We start from the raw sequence: 20,988 nt of genomic DNA on the forward strand, positions 1-20,988 counted from the left end.
ATGTTAGACGGAATCTTTACCGGGCTGACCACTGCGGTTATGCCCTTTAACCTGCTGATGGTGGTGATGGGCTGTTTTGCTGGCACCTTTATTGGCATGCTACCGGGGCTCGGGCCTATCTCTGCGGTAGCCCTGATGATCCCAATCACCTACGGGCTGGACCCGGCATCCGGCATTATCCTGATGGCCGGTGTCTATTACGGCGCAGTTTTTGGTGGTTCCACCTCATCCATCCTGATCAATGCACCTGGCTGCGCCAGTACCGTGGTCACCGCATTTGATGGTTATCCGTTGGCCCAGAAAAATCAGGCCGGTAAGGCGTTGGCACTGGCCGCCTATTCCTCATTCACTGGTGGTACGGTAGGTGCAATTATTCTGCTGTTTGCAGCACCCGCTCTGGCCAGCGTCTCACTCAGTTTTCAGTCCAGCGATTATTTCGCCCTGATGCTTTTGGGACTCACCGCTGTAGCGGCTTTCTCCGGCAAAGGTCAGGTGATTAAAGCACTCATCATGACAGTGCTGGGCCTGATGATTGCTACTGTGGGCACCGATGTTACCTCAGGCACCACCCGCTTTACCTTTGGCAGCGTGGACTTGATAGACGGTGTCAGTTTTCTGTTGCTGGCCATGGCAACCTTCGCGTTAACGGAAGTCATCATGACGGTGCTGAAAGGACAACATCGCGAAGAAGAGGCACAGGTCGATATGTCCAGGCTTGGCAGCATGAAGCTCAGCCGCGAAGAAGTAAAAGAGGTCGCACCGACCATTGCACGCTCCTCGGTGTTTGGTTTTCTGATTGGTGTATTACCCGGCGCCGGTGCCACCATAGCCTCCTTCCTAGCCTATGGGCTGGAACGCAATCTGGCATCCGCCAAGGAGAAACTTAAATTTGGTAAAGGTGCACTGCGTGGTCTGGCTGCACCAGAGTCGGCCAATAACGCGGCTTCCACCGGCTCTTTTGTGCCGTTGCTGACTCTGGGCATTCCCGGCTCTGGCACAACCGCGATCATGCTCGGTGCCCTGATCGCGTATGGCATTCAGCCGGGGCCTCGCCTGTTTGTGGATAATCCGGATGTATTCTGGTCCGTGATTATTTCCATGTACTTCGGCAATCTGGTGCTACTGATTTTGAATCTGCCGCTGATTCCGTACATCTCAAAACTGTTAGTCATTCCGCGACCCATTCTGATACCGCTAATTCTGTTTTTCTCCATCACCGGTGTCTATCTGGTGAGCTTCAACACCTTTGATATCCAGATGATGGTAATCATTACAGTGGCTGCAATCTTCCTGAAGCTGCTGGAATTCCCGATGGCACCCATGCTACTGGGCTATATCCTGGGTGGATTGATGGAAAATAACCTGAGCCGGGCCCTGACCATATCGGATGGCAGTTTCTCATTCCTCTGGGAGCGCCCGCTGACGCTGACCATTGCCAGTATCGCCTTGCTGGTGTTGGTCACACCACTGTTACAACGACTGTGGCAACACTATCGGCATAAACCATTTTCCAGCCCGGGTGCGGAAGCGGCTGTGAATGAAGGGGAAGGATAACCGCACCAATAACAGCCGCTTTTTAGCGGCTGTTTTCTATTGGGCGCTATAAGACTGAGCAGAATAATCGGTAAAAATGATAAACCGCAGACACAAAAAAACCTGCCATAAGCAGGTTTTTTACTGCTCCCAGTTGTGAAACTGAAAGCTAAGAATTTGGTGGAGCCTAGGGGGATCGAACCCCTGACCTCAACGCTGCCAGCGTTGCGCTCTCCCAGCTGAGCTAAGGCCCCAAAAGCGGGTGCTATGGTAAGCAGTCACGGTTGATGAGTCAAGTCAAAAATCTAAAAATATGAAAACAAAAATATCTTTTATTTCATACAGTTAAAAGCCCCGAATCAAGCTAAAACGGGGATTTTGACTTTATGCTTACTCGGTTACCAACTGAGAACGGATAGTCTGAAACTCTTTCTCCCAGCGTTTACCCTCTTTTTTGGAAGGACCGCCGACAATATTCAGTGCATGCCGCAAACGCGCACGCGTCATATCCGGCCCCAGAATCGCCATGGAGTCCATGACGGATACGGTCTGATTAGTACCGGCAATCGCAATAAACAGCGGATAGAGAAAATCACGGATTTTCAGCTCCATACCATTGGCCAGCTGTTTCAGCTGGTTAAAGAGCTGATCTTTATTCCACTGAGTCTCAGTATCAAGTAGCCAGGAGGAAAACTGCAGCACTTTACGCACCTGCTCCTCATCCAGCCCTTTGTAGTCAAAATCAGCGGCCTGCAGATTCAGCATGCCAGACAGGAAGAATCCCGCCAACGGTGCCACGTCAGAGAATTTCTCAACCCGCTGCTGAATCAGCGGTACGATCTGCATCAGGTATTCAGGGTTCAGCGCCCACTGCTGATAGGCCAGAGCAAACTGCTCAGCAGAGAGATCTTCCCTCAGCCACAGTCCATTCAGCCAGCTCAGTTTCTCCTGATCAAAGATTGGACCACCCAGAGAAACACGCTGAATATCAAAGTTGTCGAACATCTGCTGACGGGAGAACTTTTCGCTTTCATCCGGCATCGACCAGCCCATACGGCCCAGATAGTTGAGCAATGCTTCAGGCAGATAGCCCATACGCTGGTAATAAAGAATACTGGTAGGGTTCTTGCGTTTGGACAGTTTAGATTTATCCGGATTGCGCAACAGCGGCATATGGCACAGTTGCGGCATATCCCAGCCGAAATACTGATACAGCAACTTATGCTTAGGCGCAGAGTTAATCCACTCCTCACCCCTGATAACGTGGGTGATCTGCATCAGGTGGTCATCAACCACGTTGGCCAGGTGGTAGGTCGGCATGCCATCTGATTTAAGCAAAATCTGACAGTCCACCTGCCCCCAGTCCAGCTCGATGGTGCCGCGCAGCATATCATCGATAACACACACGCCCTCTTCCGGCACTTTCATGCGCACCACATAGGGCGCGCCAGCGGCACGACGCGCTTCCACCTCTGCTTCAGGCAGCGCAAGATCACTTTGTTTGAGCGCAGTGTGCTGACCTGATTCACGGCGCGCATCGCGCAACTGATCCAGCTCGTCTGCTGTCCGGTAGCAAAGGAAGGCGTGCCCCTCTTCGACCAGACGCATTGCATAGTCATGGTAACTGTCTTTACGCTCACTCTGGCGGTAAGGGCCATGCGGACCGCCTACATCCGGACCCTCATCCCACTCCAGACCCAGCCACCGCAGAGAATCCAAAATCGCCTGTTCCGATTCAGCCGTACTGCGGGTCTGATCCGTATCTTCGATCCGAAGAATGAACTGACCACCATGCTGACGTGCAAACGCCAGGTTGAATAAAGCGATGTAAGCGGTGCCGACGTGCGGATCACCGGTTGGCGACGGCGCAACACGAGTACGAACGGTCATGGATATCCTTGGTAATTAAAACAGCATTGGAATAGAGGGTGAATTATACCCGGGTAATTCAGGGAGCTCTACCAGCCTTGGTTCTGCCAGATGACCGCCCCCCAGATGAGTGCTCCAATCAGCAGAGAAACCAACACAACTGCAGAACCCAGGTCTTTAGCCAGACCCGCCAGCTCATGATACTCGGTACCCGCCCGGTCAACCACGGCCTCAATTGCAGTGTTCACCAACTCAAACGCCATCACCAGCAGACAGGTGGAGATCAGTGCGGCCAATTGCAACGGCCCCTGCGCAACAAAAAAGGACAAGGGGATCAGGACTGCACTGCCCCAGACTTCATAACGGAACGCGGGCTCTTGCCGGTAAGCGGCTTTCAGGCCCTGCCATGAATAGATCGTTGCATAATAAAAACGTTTAAAGCCGGTATTTTTGGGGGAGCCACTCATCATGATTTCCATTTTAAGGCCGAGTTTTCTGGCTGAGCAATTCTAGCAAAGCCCAGGCTAAAACCACACGCTTCGCGGGCATTAGGTCGCCAGTTCCTATATAATGCGCCGCAGTTGAACAATATTTTATTGCCTGATCATGACAGTTAACCCACCTAAGCCGGATCGTCGCTTCTGCGTTGCGCCCATGATGGACTGGACCGATAGACATTGCCGGTACTTTCATCGCCAGCTAACGAACAATGCCGTTTTATATACCGAAATGGTTACCACCGGGGCGTTGATTCATGCGGACCCGCAGCGGTTTTTGCCTTTCAATCCAGAAGAACAACCGGTGGCACTGCAACTCGGCGGTAGCAATCCCGATGAATTGGCCCGATGCGCAAAAATGGCTGAAGAGTTCGGTTACTGTGAGGTTAACCTGAACGTCGGCTGTCCCAGCGACCGGGTGCAGAACAACATGATTGGCGCCTGCCTGATGGCTCATCCTCAGCTCGTTGCTGACTCATTACAGGCGATGCAGGAAGCTGTCTCTATCCCGGTCACAGTCAAACACCGACTCGGTATAGATGATCTGGATAGTTATGCTCTGCTGGAACAGTTTGTGGATACTGTTCGCCAGTCCGGATGCTCCACTTTTATCATTCATGCCCGTAAAGCGATTCTTCAGGGCCTGAGTCCAAAAGAAAACCGTGAAATTCCACCGCTAAAATATGACTGGGTTTACCGTATTAAACAGGATTTTCCGGAACTGGAAATCATCTTGAATGGTGGCATTAAAACACTTGCCGAGTGCGAGGATCATCTAAACCATGTAGATGGCGTGATGCTGGGACGAGAGGCCTACCATAACCCCTATCTGCTGGCAGAAGTCGATCAAATCATCTATCAGCAGGACCGGCCAGTTATCAGCCGGATGGATGCTGCCCTTACCATGCTGCCCTACATTAAACGCCAACATGAGCAGGGTGTATCTTTTTACCATATCGTTCGCCATATGCTGGGATTGTTTCATGCTCAGCCTGGCGGCAAACAATTCCGTCGTTACATCAGTGAGAATGCTCATCAGGCCAATGCCACGCCCGCCGTTTTTATTGATGCGCTCAACTGCATTCGGGCCTGAAATTAGAGGAACTAATTTGTTATGACTCACCAGCTGGACCAGTTAAAAGTGATAACCACGGTCGTAGCCGATACCGGTGATATTGAAGCAATTGAACGTTTCAAGCCGGTTGATGCCACCACCAACCCATCGCTGTTATTAAAAGCCGCACAGCTGCCTCGTTATGCTGACCTGATCAAAAAAGCGCAGCACCAGGCCGAAACCCTTGGCGGTAATCAGCAAACCCTGCTGGACAACATGACCGATCATTTTGCAGTGGCGATTGGCCAGGAAGTCCTGAAGCTGATTCCTGGACGCATCTCTACCGAAGTTGATGCCCGCCTCTCTTTTGACAAGACCGCAACCCTGAACCGCGCTCGCAAGCTGATCAGCCTTTATGAATCAGCAGGCATTCCGCGAGACAGGATCCTGATTAAGATCGCCTCTACCTGGGAAGGCATCAGTGCCGCCAGAGAGCTGGAACAGGAAGGCATCAATTGTAACCTCACACTGTTGTTTGGCTTTGCCCAGGCCGCCGCCTGCGCCGATGCTGGCGTCTATCTGATTTCACCCTTTGTCGGACGGATTCTGGATTGGCACAAAGCGCGAGATAACGCCGATTTCAGTGGAGCCAACGATCCCGGGGTGCAGTCGGTCAGTCGTATTTACCACTACTACAAAGCGAATGATTACAAGACCATCGTCATGGGCGCCAGCTTCCGCAATACCGGAGAGATTCTGGAACTGGCAGGCTGCGACCGCTTAACCATTGCCCCTGCATTGATGGAAGAACTGGAGCAAAGTCAGGCGCCTCTCAGTATTAAACTGACACCTCAGAACGCAACATCCACCCAGGAACGCTGGGAAATTACAGAAGCTGAATTTCGCTGGCATATGAATGAAGATGCCATGGCCACTGAAAAACTGGCTGAGGGCATTCGTAATTTCGCGGCGGACCAGATAAAGCTTGAGCAACTGCTGCTCTCAAGCTAAGCACCATAAAAAAAGCCCGGAGGCTAACCAGCCACCGGGCTTTTTCCACCAGCATCCATGCTGGAAACCAATCAATCCTTAATTGGTCGAAGTCGAAACGCCTCCGTGCGCTGTGACAGTTCCATCTGTCTCGACCCCTAACAGCACTCATTTTAATGAGCTTCATAAGGATCGCTATTAGAATTTTTCCTATTTTTTATTAAAATTGTATTAAATTTGAATTAACGACGTTTCAGGCATCTTCGAGTGTCGTCATCAGATCTTTAAACGCTTCACGATTGGATTCGTTCAAATTCATCAGGATACGGTGCGCTTCAACAATTCGCATCCTGATTTCATCTGCAGACTCTTTAACCAGCGGCAACTGTTCCAGATCACTGGTGCTTTGTGGAAGGCTGTCCAGCAGGACAAAGATATGATCAAACCCCATGGTTAACAGCACACGGGTTATATCAGGATTAGGCGAGACAATGGTGGGTTTCGGCAAGTGACTCTGTTCTGCGTAGATCGACAGTTTGGCAATCAAACCCAGAGTGGTGCTATCGATACCATCCGTTTCCGTCAGATCAACCAGAATATCCTGAATATAACTACGATCCAGAACCGATTTAAGATGCTGATCAAGTGAGGAACACAGGGTTAGCCTGACATCCCCAATAAATTTAAGGATGTAACGGCCACCCATCAGGGCATAATATATTGAGCCATCGTGCATGAGAATCAGTGCCTGGCCACAGTCATTATGGCAATATCATCAGGAGTCTCACCCAGTATAGCGGGAAGCAACAGCTGTTTCAGTTGCTCAGGGCTACCTCCTTTGGCGGTAATGACGGCCTGCATTAAACACTGTTCTTTTGCAGCAAGGTCTGGCGCGTTGATTACTTCCAAAATACCATCCGAAAATAAAGTCAGCTGAAAGGGTGTACTGAGTACCAGTTTGCGCTGTTCAAACTGCGGGTTATCAAAAAGCCCAACGGGCATGCCTCGCCCTTCAAGAAAGTGACTACCTGTTTTGTCGGTCAGGATAGGCATCGGGTGATGGCCACCTACAGCATAGGTCAAAGTACAGTCTCTGCTGTCATAAAGCCCAAGAAAAATACTCAGATGCTTTCCTAAACCTGTATCCAGCACTTCAGCATTGATGCGCCTTAACGTATCAAGCGGCGAGACAATATCAAAACTTGAACGCCGGCGGAAGTTCCTCAGCAATCGATGCGTCATGTTTTTAAGCAAAACAGTGACCAGTGCCGATGACGCACCATGACCGGACACATCAGCGAGATAAAACATACTGCGATGACCATCAATCTCGACAAAATCCACAAAATCCCCGCTCAGGTAAAGCGAAGGGATGAGCAGATATCGTGCTTCAAGGTCTGCTAACTGCATATGTTCAGGCGGCAGCATATTTTGCTGTATTTGCAGTGCTGCCTGCTGATCCGCCCTTAGCTCAGCGTAACTGCGCTCTAGCTCTTCCTGCACCTGATGATGTTGTTCATACAACATCGACTGCTGCAGTAACTTCAAAATGGCCGCTAACAGACCCGGACGATCAATATTAAGTGCCGTCTGCATAAACACATCAGATGATCCTGATCTCAGTAGTGATAACACCTGATCATTATCTGAGTGGCTCAGCATTGAAATGATGGGACGCGGCGCTTGCTGTCCAGCCAGATCACCGAACTGCGCCATGCTGAGCTCATCAACACCGACAGCCGCAATCACCAGAGAAAATACGTTTTTATCAAGTTCAGACTGCGCTTCACCCAGATCATGGGCCGTCACTACAATGATTGGCGGAATTTGAGGAGGAATAAACTCTTGCAGAAACTCAACGATCGCTTCCGGATTTGAGTCGATCACCAATACCTGCTGATGGGCCTGATTCATAGCCAGACCTTATAAACGGCAGATGGAAACATAAGGGTAACCATCAGAAGCGGAGACAAGTTAATTTACAGCAACTCGGTTTCATGGTTGAACCTTAAATCCAAGCCATCTTATATGCAAGCAGATAAAAGAAAGGGGCAATGTTCACATCGCCCCTCTATCCGTTAAAAATTACTGGAATCGTAATTTTCTGCGCCATCCGTAATGTCATATGCACGTTTTTGTAGATATGCATCACGTATGAAGGTGTACTTATCACCTGAGATCAATTTTTCAACTTTCATCAGCTGCGACCGGGTGTCGATTACACGTAAGGTATACAGTGCATTTCGTGCACCCGCATCATCCACCTGCATGACCGGATCGATCATCGCATCCGGGATACGACCCAAACCATCACGCACAGTCGAAGGACCAAAAAACGGCAGAACTAGATAAGGGCCACTAGCGACACCCCAAGTTCCAAGTGTCTGACCGAAGTCTTCTGATTTTTTCTCAATACCCATCGGGGTTGCCACATCAATTAACCCAGCCAGACCAAAGGTAGTATTGAAGCCCAAACGCGCCAGACTCATCAGCGCATCATCCACTTTGCCCTGCAGCAAGTTATTGAAGGTATTACTGACATCACCAAGATTGGAGAAGAAGTTATTAACACCACGCTCACCCAGGTCAGGCATCACAACCTGATAACCTTTTGTAATCGGTTTCAGCGCATAGGTGTCCAGCCCTTCATTGAAACTAAACATTGCCCGGTTAAAGCCCTGCCAGGGATCCGAAGCTTGCTCTTCAGCAATTACAGCAGAAGAAAGCGTCATGCTACAAACCATAGCCACCATCCAGCGGGCATACGATGTTTTCATCGAACAATCCTTACATTTCAAACACAAGAGCTTTTATTCTAGTCAATTTATGCGCTGCAATAAACAGATTCCAACGCTTATAAATCACCGACATAGACAAAAAAAGGCTCCCTAAGGAGCCTTTTTTCAGAGATTCAAATCAAGAATGATTAGAAGTCTACGCGGTAGCCTGCAACAGTACGATCAGTTGCCAGTACATCTTCGCTGTCGTTGTTCACGTGCTCCAGGAAGACCATACCGTGGCCCATTTTGTGCTGAACACCGATGCCCCACTGCTGCAGATCACCGTCAACCAGGTCAGAAGACAGCTCATAGTCAGAGAAACGACCGTAGAAAGAGGTAGTGCCTACGGTGTAACGTACGCCAGCTTCCCACACGTCCTGATCAGCATCAGCCAGAGTCATGCCATCAAAAGACAGTGAATCATCTTCACGATCTTCATAACGAGCCATCATTTCCAGCGCATTGATTTTGTACTTAACAGAAACACCCCAAACGTCAGACTCATCACCACTGTCTGCTTCGGTAGTAGCAATAGAGGCAGCCAGAGTCAGGCCGTTAACAGAGTATTTAGCTGCAACGTTGTGACCATCCAGATCTTCATCAGCATCATCACCAGAACCATCTACAACTGCAGCTACAAAGAACTGGAAGCCGCTCAGGTTTGGAGAAGCGTAAGTCAGAGTGTTGTCTACACGCTTATGGTTGGAGTTACCCAGGAAGAAACGCTCACCGTAGCTGCCAGAACCTGGGTTAAAGATACCCAGTGGTGCGTTGATCAGCAGGTAGTGAGGGTGGTACTGACGACCGATAGCAGCCATACCCCAGTCACCTTTAGCACCGGCATAACCCAGGCGCTTGCCGAACATCTGACCGTAGGTGTCAGAATCAGCAGTGTTGATATTCGCTTCCCAGTGGAACAGACCTTTAGTGTCTTCCAGGCCCAGATCTACGTCACCTTTGATACCAACGCGTGAAGACAGATCAGAAACATCTGCATCAGCATCTTTAACTGCAGTTACACCGATACGGAAAGAACCGTACAGAGTAGCGTCAGCCTGAGCAACCATTGGAGCCGTCATTGCACCAGCAACAGCCAGAGCGATAATTGACTTCTTCATCAACTTTTCCCCTTCGATTTTTAATTCAACATACTAGTTGTGAATCTTTATTTTTCGTGGCATCTGAAGCAGTGCCGCAGATACGCTATGAAAATACTATAAAAAAAATATATTTCAATTAGATGAAATGTTTTTCCATATAATACTTTCATCGAAACTTTTTTTTCTGAACGTGGTCACAATCCCTTTTATGACTCTGTGTTTACTTCCTGGTCAACCTTCAGAAACATCGGCCAAAACAACCTATAAGTCGTAGGCCTTCCGTATTACAGCACAAGCTCCAGTATGGTGCAACTGCGTTTACCCTATAAATATCCTACATTTAGACTAAATACGGAGTAGGTTGGCCGCGCACTTGCGCCCTTCTTTCAAGCACTTTACGCTCAAGAGCTTAACCTGTGCTGACTGATGCCCAAAGCTGACGCAATCGTTTTTCAGAAACTGGATACTGGGTACCCAGTTGTTGAGCAAAAAGAGAAACCCGATATTCTTCCAGCATCCAGCGGTAATCTTCCAGCAACTGCAAGTCAGCATGCTGCTCTTGCAACACCTTTCGACGGTTCTCATAATTTTTAAACAGCTGCTGCAAAGCCTCGCTCTGCAATACATTCTCTCGCAAGGTGCGTCTGAATTTTTCCAAACGAATTTCAATCGCCTGCAGATAACGCGGATAATGCTGCAGATATGCCCAGGGGGTATCGGCAACAAAATCCGTGTGCAGCAATGCGGCTATTTGCTGTTTGATATCATTTAATACCGTGATTTCATTCAGCTGCACCTGTCCTTTCAACTGCTTATTTATTTGATGCACTCGAGCTGCGCACTGTTGCAGCCAGACCAGCAGTTCTTCATAGCGTTCAATTAAACAGCCACGGCACAACAGCAAGCTTTCTTCGAAAGCGTTTTGTTGCAGAGGTAATTGCTGATCAAGCTCCATCAGTTGTCTGATCGCCTGACCGATCAGCTGCTGCTGCAACTGCTGTGCCGGGAAATCTGCCCCCAATTGAAGTACCACTGTTGAGAGGCGATTGAGTTGCGGTTTTTGTCTCAGGTATTTGAGAGGTTCTGGCAGCGACAGCATAGCCAGTCGTATCAGACCATGCAGGGTCACCGCCCTGGCATCAGCCGCCGTCGTTTTGAGGCAGAGTGTAACTGAGCTGCCCTTATCTTCCAGAGCGGGATAGGCCTCGACTTCAACACCAGCGTACTGACTGATACGCACACTGGATCTGATGTCACCAAAGTCCCAACGGGTGATCTGTTCTCTGCCCCACTCCGCCGAGGGTTCAATATTCAGCTGCTTTTCAACTTCTTCAGCAAATCGTTTTTGCAGCGCATGCAGATCACGGGACTGGGCGAGCAGCTTTCCTTTTGCATCAATCAACTTGATGTTGATAAGGCAGTGATCAGGAAGAGTCACTTTTCTCAACTCAGCCTCATCTACCCTGATCGCGGTCTGACGCAGTAAGTGATGGGCCAGGGTGCTATACAGATTACCCTCTGCAAAAACACAGGTCTGAACAAAACCGGAAGCAAAATCCGGCACCGGCACAAAATGCTTTCTCAGCTGCTTGGGCAAACCTTTTAATAAAGCGGTACTTTTTTCCTCGAGCATGCCGGGCACCAGCCACTCCAGCTTTTCCATGGGCAACTGCTTTAACAGCGGCAGAGGAACTTCAAGCGAGACCCCATCATCCAGGGTTCCCGGAGCGAAGTTGTAACTCAGCTTGAGTTTATGTTTCCCCCAACTGAACTGATCTGGATAGGCGGCGGCTGATACATGACCTGTCGAACGCTGCAATACGTCATTTTCGGTCAGTTCAAGCTGCTTCTGCTGCTCAGCGGGTAGCTGACGGAACCACTTTTCAAACCCTACCCCATTGACGATCTCTCGCCCGCCAAGCGCAGCTAGTCGCTCCTGATAAAACTCATAAAGCTGCTCCTCATCCACCAGCAGGTCACGGCGGCGGGATTTATCTTCGAGCAGGGCAACACTGTCCAGAAGCTGTCGATTATGGGCGATAAAGGACAGGCGTGCGTTGTATTCACCCTCAACCAACGCCCCGCGAATGAACAACTCATGAGCCACAACAGGATCAATCTTGCCGTAATTGACTCGGCGGCCCGGCACAATCACCAGGCCGTATAACAGGACCTGCTCTGTCGCCATCACCTGCGCACGTTTTTTATGCCAGTGTGGTTCGCTGTAATTGCGCTTGATCAGATGCGACGCCAGCGGTTCTGCCCACTCAGGCTCAATCCGTGCCACACAGCGCGCATAGAGCTGACTGGTTTCTACCAGTTCCGCAGCAATGATCCATTTAGGCGGTTTTTTATAGAGCCCCGAACCCGGGAACAACTGAAAACGACGATTGCGCGCCCCCAGATATTCTTTCTTTTCCTGACGAAACCCCATATGGCTGAGCAACCCTGCCAGGAGGGCCTGATGAATTTCAGCATAACCAGCGGGTTCAGCACGCTCAACAAACTGATGATCAGTCGCTTTAATCTCACGGCACATCAGATGCAACTGGCGATGGACATCACGCCACTCCCGCATCCGCATAAATGAGAGAAAATTTTTCTGGCAATAACTGCGCAGCTGATTCTGACTCAGTGCTTGCCGTTGCTCCTCGTAGTGTTGCCACAAATTAACCAGGCTCAGAAAGTCCGATTCTTCATGGGCGTATGTCCGGTGTTTTTCATCGCTGGCCTGCTGTTTATCTGCAGGTCGCTCTCTGGGGTCCTGAACACTGAGAGCACTGACAATGATCAGCATCTCGGACAAACAGTCCTTGCGGGCAGACTCGATGATCATCCGGCCCAGACGCGGATCCACAGGCAGTCGTGCCAGAATACGACCGGTATGCGTCAATGCACGCTTTTCATCGACGGCGCCGAGCTCCTGCAACAACTTGTAACCATCATTGATAAAGCGATTATCCGGTGGGTCAATAAAAGGAAAGTCCTTAATATCGCCCAGTTTCAACGCCAACATCTGCAGAATGACGGCAGCCAGATTAGTGCGTCGAATTTCAGCATCGGTGTAGTCCGGACGACTGTTAAAGTCCTCCTCGCTGTACAAACGCACACAGACACCCGGCGCAATGCGCCCGCAACGACCGGAACGCTGATTTGCGCTGGCTTTTGAAATTGGCTCTATCGGCAGGCGCTGGACTTTTGAACGGTAGCTGTAGCGACTGATTCTGGCCGTGCCGGTATCAATCACATAGCGAATACCGGGCACCGTCAGCGAGGTCTCAGCGACATTGGTCGCCAGCACGATTCTGCGCCCCCGGCGTGAATCGGTATTAAACACGCGATTCTGCTCCGCCAGACTCAGACGCGCATATAAAGGAAGAATCTCAGTGTGTTTCAGGGCGTTTGAAAAAGCCTGAGCTTTACGCAGATAGTTAGCTGATTCCCTGATCTCCCGTTCACCACTGAAAAAGATCAACACATCCTGAGGCCCATGCCCGGCAGGTTCAGTTTCAATCAGTGTCTCGAGTGCCAACAGAATCTGCTGCGGCATCGAATCAGCCTCTTCAGTTTCGGTGGCCGGCTGGTAGATCAGTTCCACAGGATAAGTACGACCTGACACTTCAATGACCGGTGCATTATTGAAGTGTTTTGAGAAACGCTGCAGATCAATGGTGGCAGAGGTAATGATCAATTTAAGATCAGGGCGTTGAGGTAATAAACGTTTCAGATACCCCAGCAGAAAATCGATATTGAGGCTACGCTCATGCGCCTCATCGATAATGATCACCTCATAATCAAGCAGCAATGGATCTGACTGAATGGCCGCCAGGAGCAAACCATCGGTCATGAGCTTCACCTGCGTGCTTTCACTGACCGACTCATGAAACCGCACCTGATAACCCACCCGCTGGCCCAGAACACCTCCGAGTTCTTCAGCGATCCTGTTTGCCACCGTCCTTGCCGCCAGCCTTCGAGGCTGAGTATGGCCGATCAGGCCTTTGCAACCGTAACCCAGCTCCAGACACATTTTGGGTAACTGGGTAGTTTTACCGGAGCCCGTCTCACCGGCCACCACGACCACCTGATGCGCAGCAATGGCGGCCTTGATCTCTGCTTTCTTTTCCGCCACCGGCAGATCGGGGTAGTTTATCTCTCCAGACTGGGCACGCGCCTCAACCTGAAGGATCGACTGTTCTACGCGCGCCATCATTTCAGCAACAAGCTTATCGACAGGTTGTCCTCGTTTGCTGCGCTGTTGGGCATTTGCGAACTTGCGTTCAAGCCAAACCCGGTCCTTAATCAGACACTTTGAAAAGGCCGCCTGCAGATCGTTTAATGATGTGGATGACATGGTGTCCCGTATACAATCAAATCAGACCGGCATTATAAGCGGCGATGACGTAAGCACAACCAGACACGTTTAACAGACGGGGCGCTAAACTTAACGTGAACCCGCTTGTCGAACCCCTATTGCGGATGAAGAGAAAAGATGACGTCATTACAACAGTCTAACCAGACTCCGGCTGAGGCCAACTTCAAGCCTCTGGTGCTGGTGATTGAGGATGACCCTCACATAGCGAATCTGATCCAGACCTATCTGGAGCATGAAGGTTTTCTTGCACTTATCCGACATGAGGGTGAAGCAGGTCTGCAAACGGCACTGACGGAGCTGCCCCATCTGGTTATCCTTGACCTGATGTTGCCGGGCATGGATGGCTGGCAGGTTCTGCAGCAACTGCGTGAGCAGTCTGATATTCCCGTGTTAATGCTGACAGCCCGCGGTGAAGAACGTGATCGTGTTCAGGGCTTTTCTCTGGGTGCTGATGACTACGTCGTTAAACCCTTCAGCCCTCATGAACTGATGGGGCGGGTAAAGGCCATCTTACGTCGAATCCAGCAAGTGCATCAGCACCAGAAAATACGTCAGGGCAACCTGCTGATGGATCAACAGGCGCATCAGGTGTCTATCGGTAACAAAACCCTGGCGCTGACCCCGACTGAATACAAACTGCTGGAAGCGCTGATGCAGCATCCGGGTCAGGTTTTGTCCAGAGCCGCTCTGCTGGAGTGGATCAACACTCAGGGAGAAATTGTGGTGGACCGGGTGATTGATGTGCACGTTGGAAAACTGCGCCGCAAGCTTGAAACCGATTGTCACAGTGGAGTGTCGATTGAAACCGTGCGAGGCATTGGCTACCGACTGGCAGCACCCGGCAAATGCACAACTGAGGTAACAGCATGAAACACCGTTTACTGTGGAAGTTCCTGATCATCAATATCGCTGTGATTGCGACCCTGATGATTGTTGTCTGGTGTGCGATCGATTACCTGGCAGCCGATTATTTTATGGTGCTGATGAACCAGTATCATATTGAGCCGGATGATGCCCACAGCCTGTTTCTGAATACCGTACACCGCTACCTGATCTGGGGATCACTGCTCGGTTTATTTCTATCATTGCTGCTGAGTTTTTTACTGACCCGACGCTTACTAAGGCCTCTGTCCAATATGGTCGAAGCAACCAAACGCCTTGCGGCCGGTGACTATCAGGTTGAGTTACCGATTGAGGGTAATGATGAGATCACACGGCTGTCACTCTCCTTCAATCAGATGGCGCAATCCCTGGCCCGAATTGAACATCTGCGCGAACAGATGGTAGCCGATGCCGCCCATGAACTGAGAACACCTCTCAGTAATATTCAGGGTTATCTGGAAGCGATGCGCGACGGCGTCATTGCCCCCTCCAATGAGACCCTGTCCATGTTACATGGTGAAGTGTTGCGACTGGCTAAACTGGCCGAGTCGTTGCTGAATCTGGCCCGTGCCGACGCAGCCTGCACAGATCTTAATCCGCAGCCAGTTGCACTAAGTGCAATGATCAAAGAAGCGCTTGAACTGGGCCGACCGCAGCTGGAGCTACAGAAATTAAACGTGAACCTGGATTTAGCCCCTGAGCTGAACATGATCAGTGTCGACCCGGATAAGTTTCGGCAGGTGTTACGTAATCTGGTCGAGAATGCCGGGCATTACGCCACCGCAGGCGGAAAACTCAATATAGAAACGCTGTCACAAAATCAGGGCTTGTGCGTGCGTTTCAGTAATGACGGGCAAACATTCAGCAACGAGGATGCGGCTTATATATTCGAGCGTTTCTTCCGTGCGGACCGATCACGTTCGAGAGGTTATGGTGTAGCCGGTCTTGGACTGGCAATCGTGAAGGAGCTGATTGAAGCCCATGGTGGACAGGTGGGTGCGCAAGCCGATTCTTCGAGCATGACCCATATCTGGTTCTGGTTGCCTGCCTCGGTCATTATCAAGGAAAGAGAAAAACCGTCACACTCGCCAGCCAGGGTCAGCCCTGCTGTGGCTGTCGCCAAACAGGGTTAAATATGGCGCCGCTGACGCTGCGCTTTGCGCATCGCTTCTGTGAGCAAAATCTGATGCTGGATTTTACCCACATCAGATTTTGGCAAGGAACTGCAAAATTCAACCAGTTTGGGTACCTTGTAGGCCGTCAAACGCTCCCGGCAATAATCACGCACCTGCTTAACCGTCAGCCGACGGCTGATGCTGACAACAAACAACTTTATTACCTGCCCGGAGGCACCATCCGGTAATCCCACCACAGCACACTCCATAATATCGGGGTGGCTGCTAATAATATTTTCCAGTTCCTGCGGGTAGACGGGGAATCCACTGATATTCAGCACATCCTGCTTGCGCCCGATCACTTTGAGTGTACCATCCAGACAGGCCCGCACAATATCACCGGTGGCCAACCAGCCGTCCGCGTTAACACCACTCTCTTCAAATCCCCAGTATCCAGACATGACCTGCGGTCCTCTGACATACAATTCGCCACTTTCACCGGGGTTTAACAACTCCCCCTGCTCACCGATCACTCGAATTTCAGTGAGCGGCAAGGGTGTACCCACCGATCCGGGCTTAGCACTGCGCGGATCCGTCAGCGCCACCGTCGGCGATGCTTCAGTCAACCCATAACCCTGCTGAATTTCTTTACCCGTAATAGCTTTCCAGTGACGGGCAACGGATTGCACCAGGGGCATACCCCCCGACACGGTCAGTTTCAGATGACTGAAATCCAGCTGCTGGAACTGAGGATTCTGGCACAGCGCCACAAACAGACTGTTAAGTCCGGTAAAACAACTGAATTTAAAATCCCGAATCACCCGAACCATGTCATCAATATGACGTGGATAGGTTATCAGCACGGTATGTGCCGTCAGCATTGGCTGCACAATACAATAAAATGTGAAGCCATAAATATGCGTCATGGGCAGCGGCGATACACAACACTCGCGCCCCTCTGAAAGGTACCCATGCAGACGCTGTTTGATCTGCAGCGCATTGGCTATGAGATTACGATGGCTCAGAACAACACCCCGCGGAGACATTCTTGATCCTGAGGTAAATTGAATCAAAGCGGGTTGTTCCAGCTTCATCACACAACGACTGGGTCGACGCCTGCATCCCAGTTCAAGAGCTTTTCTCAGGCTGAGAGCATGCGGCAGTTGATGACTGAGCCCTTTGTTGTGTCGGTAACGGTTAGCGAGGTTAATTTTTTGGCGCCGAAGCCAGGGGTGCAGGTCACCAGGCTCCGTCACAATCATATGCCTGATGGCAAAATCAGGCAGCAATCTGTTTAACTGCCTGGCGCAATTTGACATCACTACGATAGCCCGCAGGTCAGTTTCCTGAATACGCTGACGCAGGTCCTCATCACTGCCATGGGGGTTCAGATTGACCACCACCAGACCTGCCTGCCACGCGCCATAGACCACCACCGGGTACTGCAGCAGATTGGGTAACTGAATACCAATGCGATCGCCCGGAAGCAGGTCCGTACAGTGTTGCAGATAGGATGCAAAGCGACGGGCGTGCACAGAGATATCGGCATAGCTGAGCGTTGAGCCCATATTGGTGTAGGCCGGATGATCGGCAAATCCACGCCAGTGCTGATCCAGAAAATCAGGCAGGTTCTGGTATTGCTCAATGTCACTTAGCTGCAGGGCCTGCATATTGTTATCGTTATTCCCTGAAAGGTTAATTGCCCTGGGGCACACCTTTGATAAATGTAACCAGTTCACCGGCACGGATTGGTTGCCAGACTTCATCCTGGGTCAGTGGCTCAGTTGCAACCACAGTCACAATGTCATTCGGCGTCGTTTCATGGCAAAAATCCACCTGCATGTCACGGTCTGTCAGTGAGGCGGTACCAAAGGGTGCAGAGCGGGTAATCCATGAAAGTTTGGTACTGCAGAACGCGAACAGATGGATCGATTCGGACAACAGCATATTAAACACACCCAACTGCCTCAGTTTTTCACAGCGCGCCTGAATAAATGCATACAGCTCAGCAGGATTATCGGGTTGCTCAGGAAAGGCTTTGCGTATTTCTCCCAGCAACCAGCAGAACGCATACTCACTGTCTGTCGTCCCGACCGGGTGATAAAAACTCAGCGGTAGTTCAAAGAGCGCTTCGCTCAGTTGTCCGTTGTGGGCAAAGGTCCAGGTATAACCCCATAACTCACGTTGAAACGGATGCGTATTTTCAAGACATACACCACCCACATTGGCCTGACGGATATGACTGATCACCACATGACTTTTAATAGGGTGTTCGCAGATCAGTGAAGCTATCTTAGATTCAACACTGGGTTTGGGGTCATGAAAACAACGCGCACCCTTGCCTTCATAAAAGGCAATACCCCAGCCATCGCGATGCGGTCCTGTACCACCGCCGCGCTGCATCAGGCCAGCAAAGCTGAAACAGATATCTGTTGGTACGTTGGCACTCATGCCCAGCAGTTCACACATGGCATAACTCTGCAGGTCAGTTGTCAGGCTTTCTGTTTGAGTACTACCTTGTCGGGCAGGCTATCGATCGCCTCTACCCCGGATTTGCCAGCGTTCTGGTTGGATGCAGACGCAGATTCCGACAACGATTTTGTTTTATCCTTGATACGTCGTTCACCCACAAAACTGCCCCGCGGACTGATCGACATTTCAACACTTTCTACCGTAGCGTGTACCTGACCACCGGGCTCTATGTGCATCTCATCACAGATAACCTCGCCCTCAAGCAGGCCACATACATCAATCGTACGCGCTTTTATCAAACCTTTCACATGTCCGGCTTTCCCGATAGTAATGCCATCCAGTGAAGAGATATTGCCCTCAAAAATGCCATCAATATGCATTTTGCCGATGATGCTCATGTCACCACAAAACTTATTGCCCTGAGCAATTATAGTAATGGCTGACGGCGCTGATTTAGCGGGTACATTTCTCTTAATGATGCCCATTGCACACCCTTTACCTTCTCAAACAGTGAATCAAAGTCGGTGATGCTCCAGGCCAGGAAGGGACCGGGATCCAAAGGGGTATAGAGGTATCGGATCTCATAGTGCAGGTGCGGACCTGTTGAACGCCCCGTGTTACCGCTTAATCCGATCAGTTGCCCCTTGGTGACAAACTCACCGCTTTTCACTTTTATTTTGTCTAAATGCCCGTAGTAGGTTTTAAACCCGAAATTGTGTTGCAGAACAATCAGTTTGCCATAACCGCTGCTTTTCTGATAGGTCGCCGTGTCCACTACACCATCAGCGGTTGCATAGACGGGAGTGCCCCGGTCAGCCTTAAAATCGATGCCGTTATGCATGACTTTTTTGTGTGTAACAGGATGATTACGCATACCAAATTTATCGGTGACACGCAGTCCCTGAATCGGCAGCCCGTTAGGAATATTATGCAGAAAAAACAACCGCTCGGTCGCCGTAACTTTAAGAGACTCGGCCCGCTCCAGCGTCATCGACTCTGACGCATTCATGCCGAGCAGGTTTTCCAGCATATAGAGGGATGAATCAAGGGTTTCATTTAACTCACCGACCCGCTGGTTTTCCTCATGCAGCTCATCACGCTCGGTTTTCAACACACTCAGTGTGCTACTGAGTGTTTCCAGCTCATTTTTATAGAGCTGCTGGGTACCCAGCAGGTATTCGTAACTTTCCGTCAGCTCCTGATGGTCTTCCTCCAGTGTTGCGAGGTTATCCGTTGTCGCCATCAATAAAGCGTTTGAAACAAAGAAGCTGAACGCGGCCAGCAGAAGGAACAGCAGCAAAACATATTTTGCTACCTGATTGAGCGTATACTGGCGTGATCCATACACCGTTGTAAGCGTGATAACCAGCTTATTTCGCAAAACAGCAACCCAAAAAAAGACCCGGTAAAGGTTTTGTTATTGTATTAACACCAGCCTCAGGCTGGTTTGTCATAAGGGGGTAATATAACGACTTTGGCCCAACTCGCCTAGCGCCCTGTGGTCGCATAACCCGGTTCAACGCCTCCTGACAAACCACCCGCGGCTTATTCGCCCTGTTCTTTGCCACCCACACTGGGCGCATGCTGCAATATACGATCCGCCAAACGGGAAAACGGTAAACTCTGAACCCATACACTACCCGTACCAGACAGCGTCGTCATCCACAGCCCCTCGCCACTGAACAACATCGACTTTAATCCCCGCACCATTTGAATGTCGTAATCAATATCGCCGGAGAATCCTACCAGGCTGCCGGTATTAACCCGCAAGGTGCTGTTATTCAGTTCTTTACGCACCACAGTACCCCCGGCCTGAATAAACGCCAGGCCGTCACCCCGTAACCGTTGCAGAATAAAACCCTCACCGCCGAAAAAACCGGCCCCCAGACGTTTGGAAAAAGCGATATCCAGCTGAGTACCCAGTGCAGCGCAGAGAAATGCATCTTTCTGGCAGATTACTTCACCTCCCAGCGCTTGCAGGTCAAGCGGCACAATGGAGCCTGGGTAAGGCGCAGCGAATGCCAGTGACTGCCTCTCACTGGCGGTGTTTTCAAAATGGGTCATAAACAGTGATTCGCCGGTGATCAATCGCTTACCGGCAGAAAACAGCTTACCAAACATACCCTGTTCGGCCGCAGAGCCATCGCCCATACAGGTCTCAAACTGGATGCCTTGTTCCATGTAATTCATGGTGCCCGCCTCGGCGACGACCTTTTCACCCGGGTCCAGATCAATTTCGACCACCTGTAAGCCTTCACCCAATATCCGGTAGTCAATTTCATGACTGCGCATTATCTGCCCTCTTTTTAAACGCCTGAGCTGTT

17 protein-coding genes and 1 tRNA gene are annotated in these 20,988 nt (G+C 50.5%); 5 read left to right on the forward strand and 13 right to left on the reverse strand.

Annotated features, from left to right (window positions below):
• On the forward strand, window positions 1–1,554 hold the full coding sequence (locus P2G53_RS07915) for a tripartite tricarboxylate transporter permease (protein WP_275815958.1): 1,554 nt from the start codon (window positions 1–3) through the stop codon (window positions 1,552–1,554).
• A 157-nt stretch (window positions 1,555–1,711) separates the two neighbouring features.
• Here P2G53_RS07915 and P2G53_RS07920 read toward each other — a convergent pair.
• The 3 genes from P2G53_RS07920 to P2G53_RS07930 all read right to left on the reverse strand — a co-directional run bounded on the left by P2G53_RS07920 (window position 1,712) and on the right by P2G53_RS07930 (window position 3,869).
• A tRNA-Ala gene (locus P2G53_RS07920) sits at window positions 1,712–1,787 on the reverse strand.
• 136 nt (window positions 1,788–1,923) lie between these two features.
• Window positions 1,924–3,423: a glutamate--tRNA ligase gene (gltX, locus tag P2G53_RS07925; RefSeq protein ID WP_275815960.1), complete on the reverse strand. Its 1,500-nt coding sequence runs from the start codon at window positions 3,421–3,423 to the stop codon at window positions 1,924–1,926.
• A gap of 68 nt (window positions 3,424–3,491) precedes the next feature.
• Entirely contained in the window at window positions 3,492–3,869 is a 378-nt protein-coding gene (locus P2G53_RS07930) for a diacylglycerol kinase (protein WP_275815962.1), read from the reverse strand.
• Window positions 3,870–4,008: 139 nt separating this feature from the next.
• Here P2G53_RS07930 and dusA point away from each other — a divergent pair, with 139 nt between their 5' ends.
• Both dusA and tal read left to right on the forward strand, forming a co-directional pair.
• The gene (gene dusA / locus P2G53_RS07935; protein WP_275815964.1) at window positions 4,009–4,992 is read left to right on the forward strand and encodes a tRNA dihydrouridine(20/20a) synthase DusA; all 984 of its coding nucleotides are present in this window, start codon (window positions 4,009–4,011) and stop codon (window positions 4,990–4,992) included.
• A 21-nt stretch (window positions 4,993–5,013) separates the two neighbouring features.
• Window positions 5,014–5,964, forward strand: a complete 951-nt coding sequence (gene tal / locus P2G53_RS07940) for a transaldolase (protein WP_275815966.1) — start codon at window positions 5,014–5,016, stop codon at window positions 5,962–5,964.
• Between the two features lie 232 nt (window positions 5,965–6,196).
• Here tal and P2G53_RS07945 read toward each other — a convergent pair whose 3' ends face one another.
• From P2G53_RS07945 to hrpA, 5 genes are all read right to left on the reverse strand, one after another.
• Window positions 6,197–6,679, reverse strand: coding sequence for an STAS domain-containing protein (locus P2G53_RS07945; protein WP_275815968.1), 483 nt, complete (start codon window positions 6,677–6,679; stop codon window positions 6,197–6,199).
• Window positions 6,680–6,684: 5 nt separating this feature from the next.
• Window positions 6,685–7,857, reverse strand: a complete 1,173-nt coding sequence (locus tag P2G53_RS07950) for a SpoIIE family protein phosphatase (protein WP_275815970.1) — start codon at window positions 7,855–7,857, stop codon at window positions 6,685–6,687.
• A 164-nt stretch (window positions 7,858–8,021) separates the two neighbouring features.
• A complete protein-coding gene (locus P2G53_RS07955) occupies window positions 8,022–8,720 on the reverse strand; it encodes a VacJ family lipoprotein (RefSeq protein WP_275815972.1) in 699 nt (232 codons plus the stop codon).
• Window positions 8,721–8,869: 149 nt separating this feature from the next.
• Window positions 8,870–9,841 (reverse strand): porin, encoded by a 972-nt coding sequence (locus P2G53_RS07960; RefSeq protein WP_275815974.1) that lies wholly within the window; start codon window positions 9,839–9,841, stop codon window positions 8,870–8,872.
• A 391-nt stretch (window positions 9,842–10,232) separates the two neighbouring features.
• Window positions 10,233–14,174 carry an ATP-dependent RNA helicase HrpA gene (gene hrpA / locus P2G53_RS07965; RefSeq protein ID WP_275815976.1) on the reverse strand — a complete coding sequence of 1,314 codons (3,942 nt, stop codon included), beginning with the start codon at window positions 14,172–14,174 and terminating at the stop codon, window positions 10,233–10,235.
• Window positions 14,175–14,312: 138 nt separating this feature from the next.
• On the opposite strand from hrpA, the gene P2G53_RS07970 reads away from it, so the two are divergent.
• Window positions 14,313–15,065: a response regulator transcription factor gene (locus P2G53_RS07970; protein WP_275815978.1), complete on the forward strand. Its 753-nt coding sequence runs from the start codon at window positions 14,313–14,315 to the stop codon at window positions 15,063–15,065.
• The gene (locus P2G53_RS07975) at window positions 15,062–16,210 is read left to right on the forward strand and encodes an ATP-binding protein (RefSeq protein ID WP_275815980.1); all 1,149 of its coding nucleotides are present in this window, start codon (window positions 15,062–15,064) and stop codon (window positions 16,208–16,210) included. Before P2G53_RS07970 ends, P2G53_RS07975 begins: the two co-directional genes overlap by 4 nt.
• Here P2G53_RS07975 and P2G53_RS07980 read toward each other — a convergent pair.
• From P2G53_RS07980 to P2G53_RS08000, 5 genes are all read right to left on the reverse strand, one after another.
• Entirely contained in the window at window positions 16,207–17,862 is a 1,656-nt protein-coding gene (locus P2G53_RS07980; protein WP_275815982.1) for an AMP-binding protein, read from the reverse strand. The two genes, P2G53_RS07975 and P2G53_RS07980, sit on opposite strands and share 4 nt — an antisense overlap.
• 25 nt (window positions 17,863–17,887) lie before the next feature.
• Entirely contained in the window at window positions 17,888–18,661 is a 774-nt protein-coding gene (locus tag P2G53_RS07985; RefSeq protein ID WP_275815984.1) for a class II glutamine amidotransferase, read from the reverse strand.
• Between the two features lie 23 nt (window positions 18,662–18,684).
• Entirely contained in the window at window positions 18,685–19,062 is a 378-nt protein-coding gene (locus tag P2G53_RS07990) for a polymer-forming cytoskeletal protein (RefSeq protein ID WP_275815986.1), read from the reverse strand.
• 29 nt (window positions 19,063–19,091) lie between these two features.
• Window positions 19,092–20,045, reverse strand: coding sequence for a M23 family metallopeptidase (locus P2G53_RS07995; protein ID WP_275815988.1), 954 nt, complete (start codon window positions 20,043–20,045; stop codon window positions 19,092–19,094).
• A gap of 164 nt (window positions 20,046–20,209) precedes the next feature.
• A complete protein-coding gene (locus P2G53_RS08000; protein WP_275815989.1) occupies window positions 20,210–20,956 on the reverse strand; it encodes a TIGR00266 family protein in 747 nt (248 codons plus the stop codon).
• Between the last annotated feature and the right edge of the window lie 32 nt (window positions 20,957–20,988).

The sequence above is a fragment of the Neptuniibacter sp. CAU 1671 genome (genome assembly GCF_029222905.1).
Classification (GTDB): domain Bacteria; phylum Pseudomonadota; class Gammaproteobacteria; order Pseudomonadales; family Balneatricaceae; genus Neptuniibacter.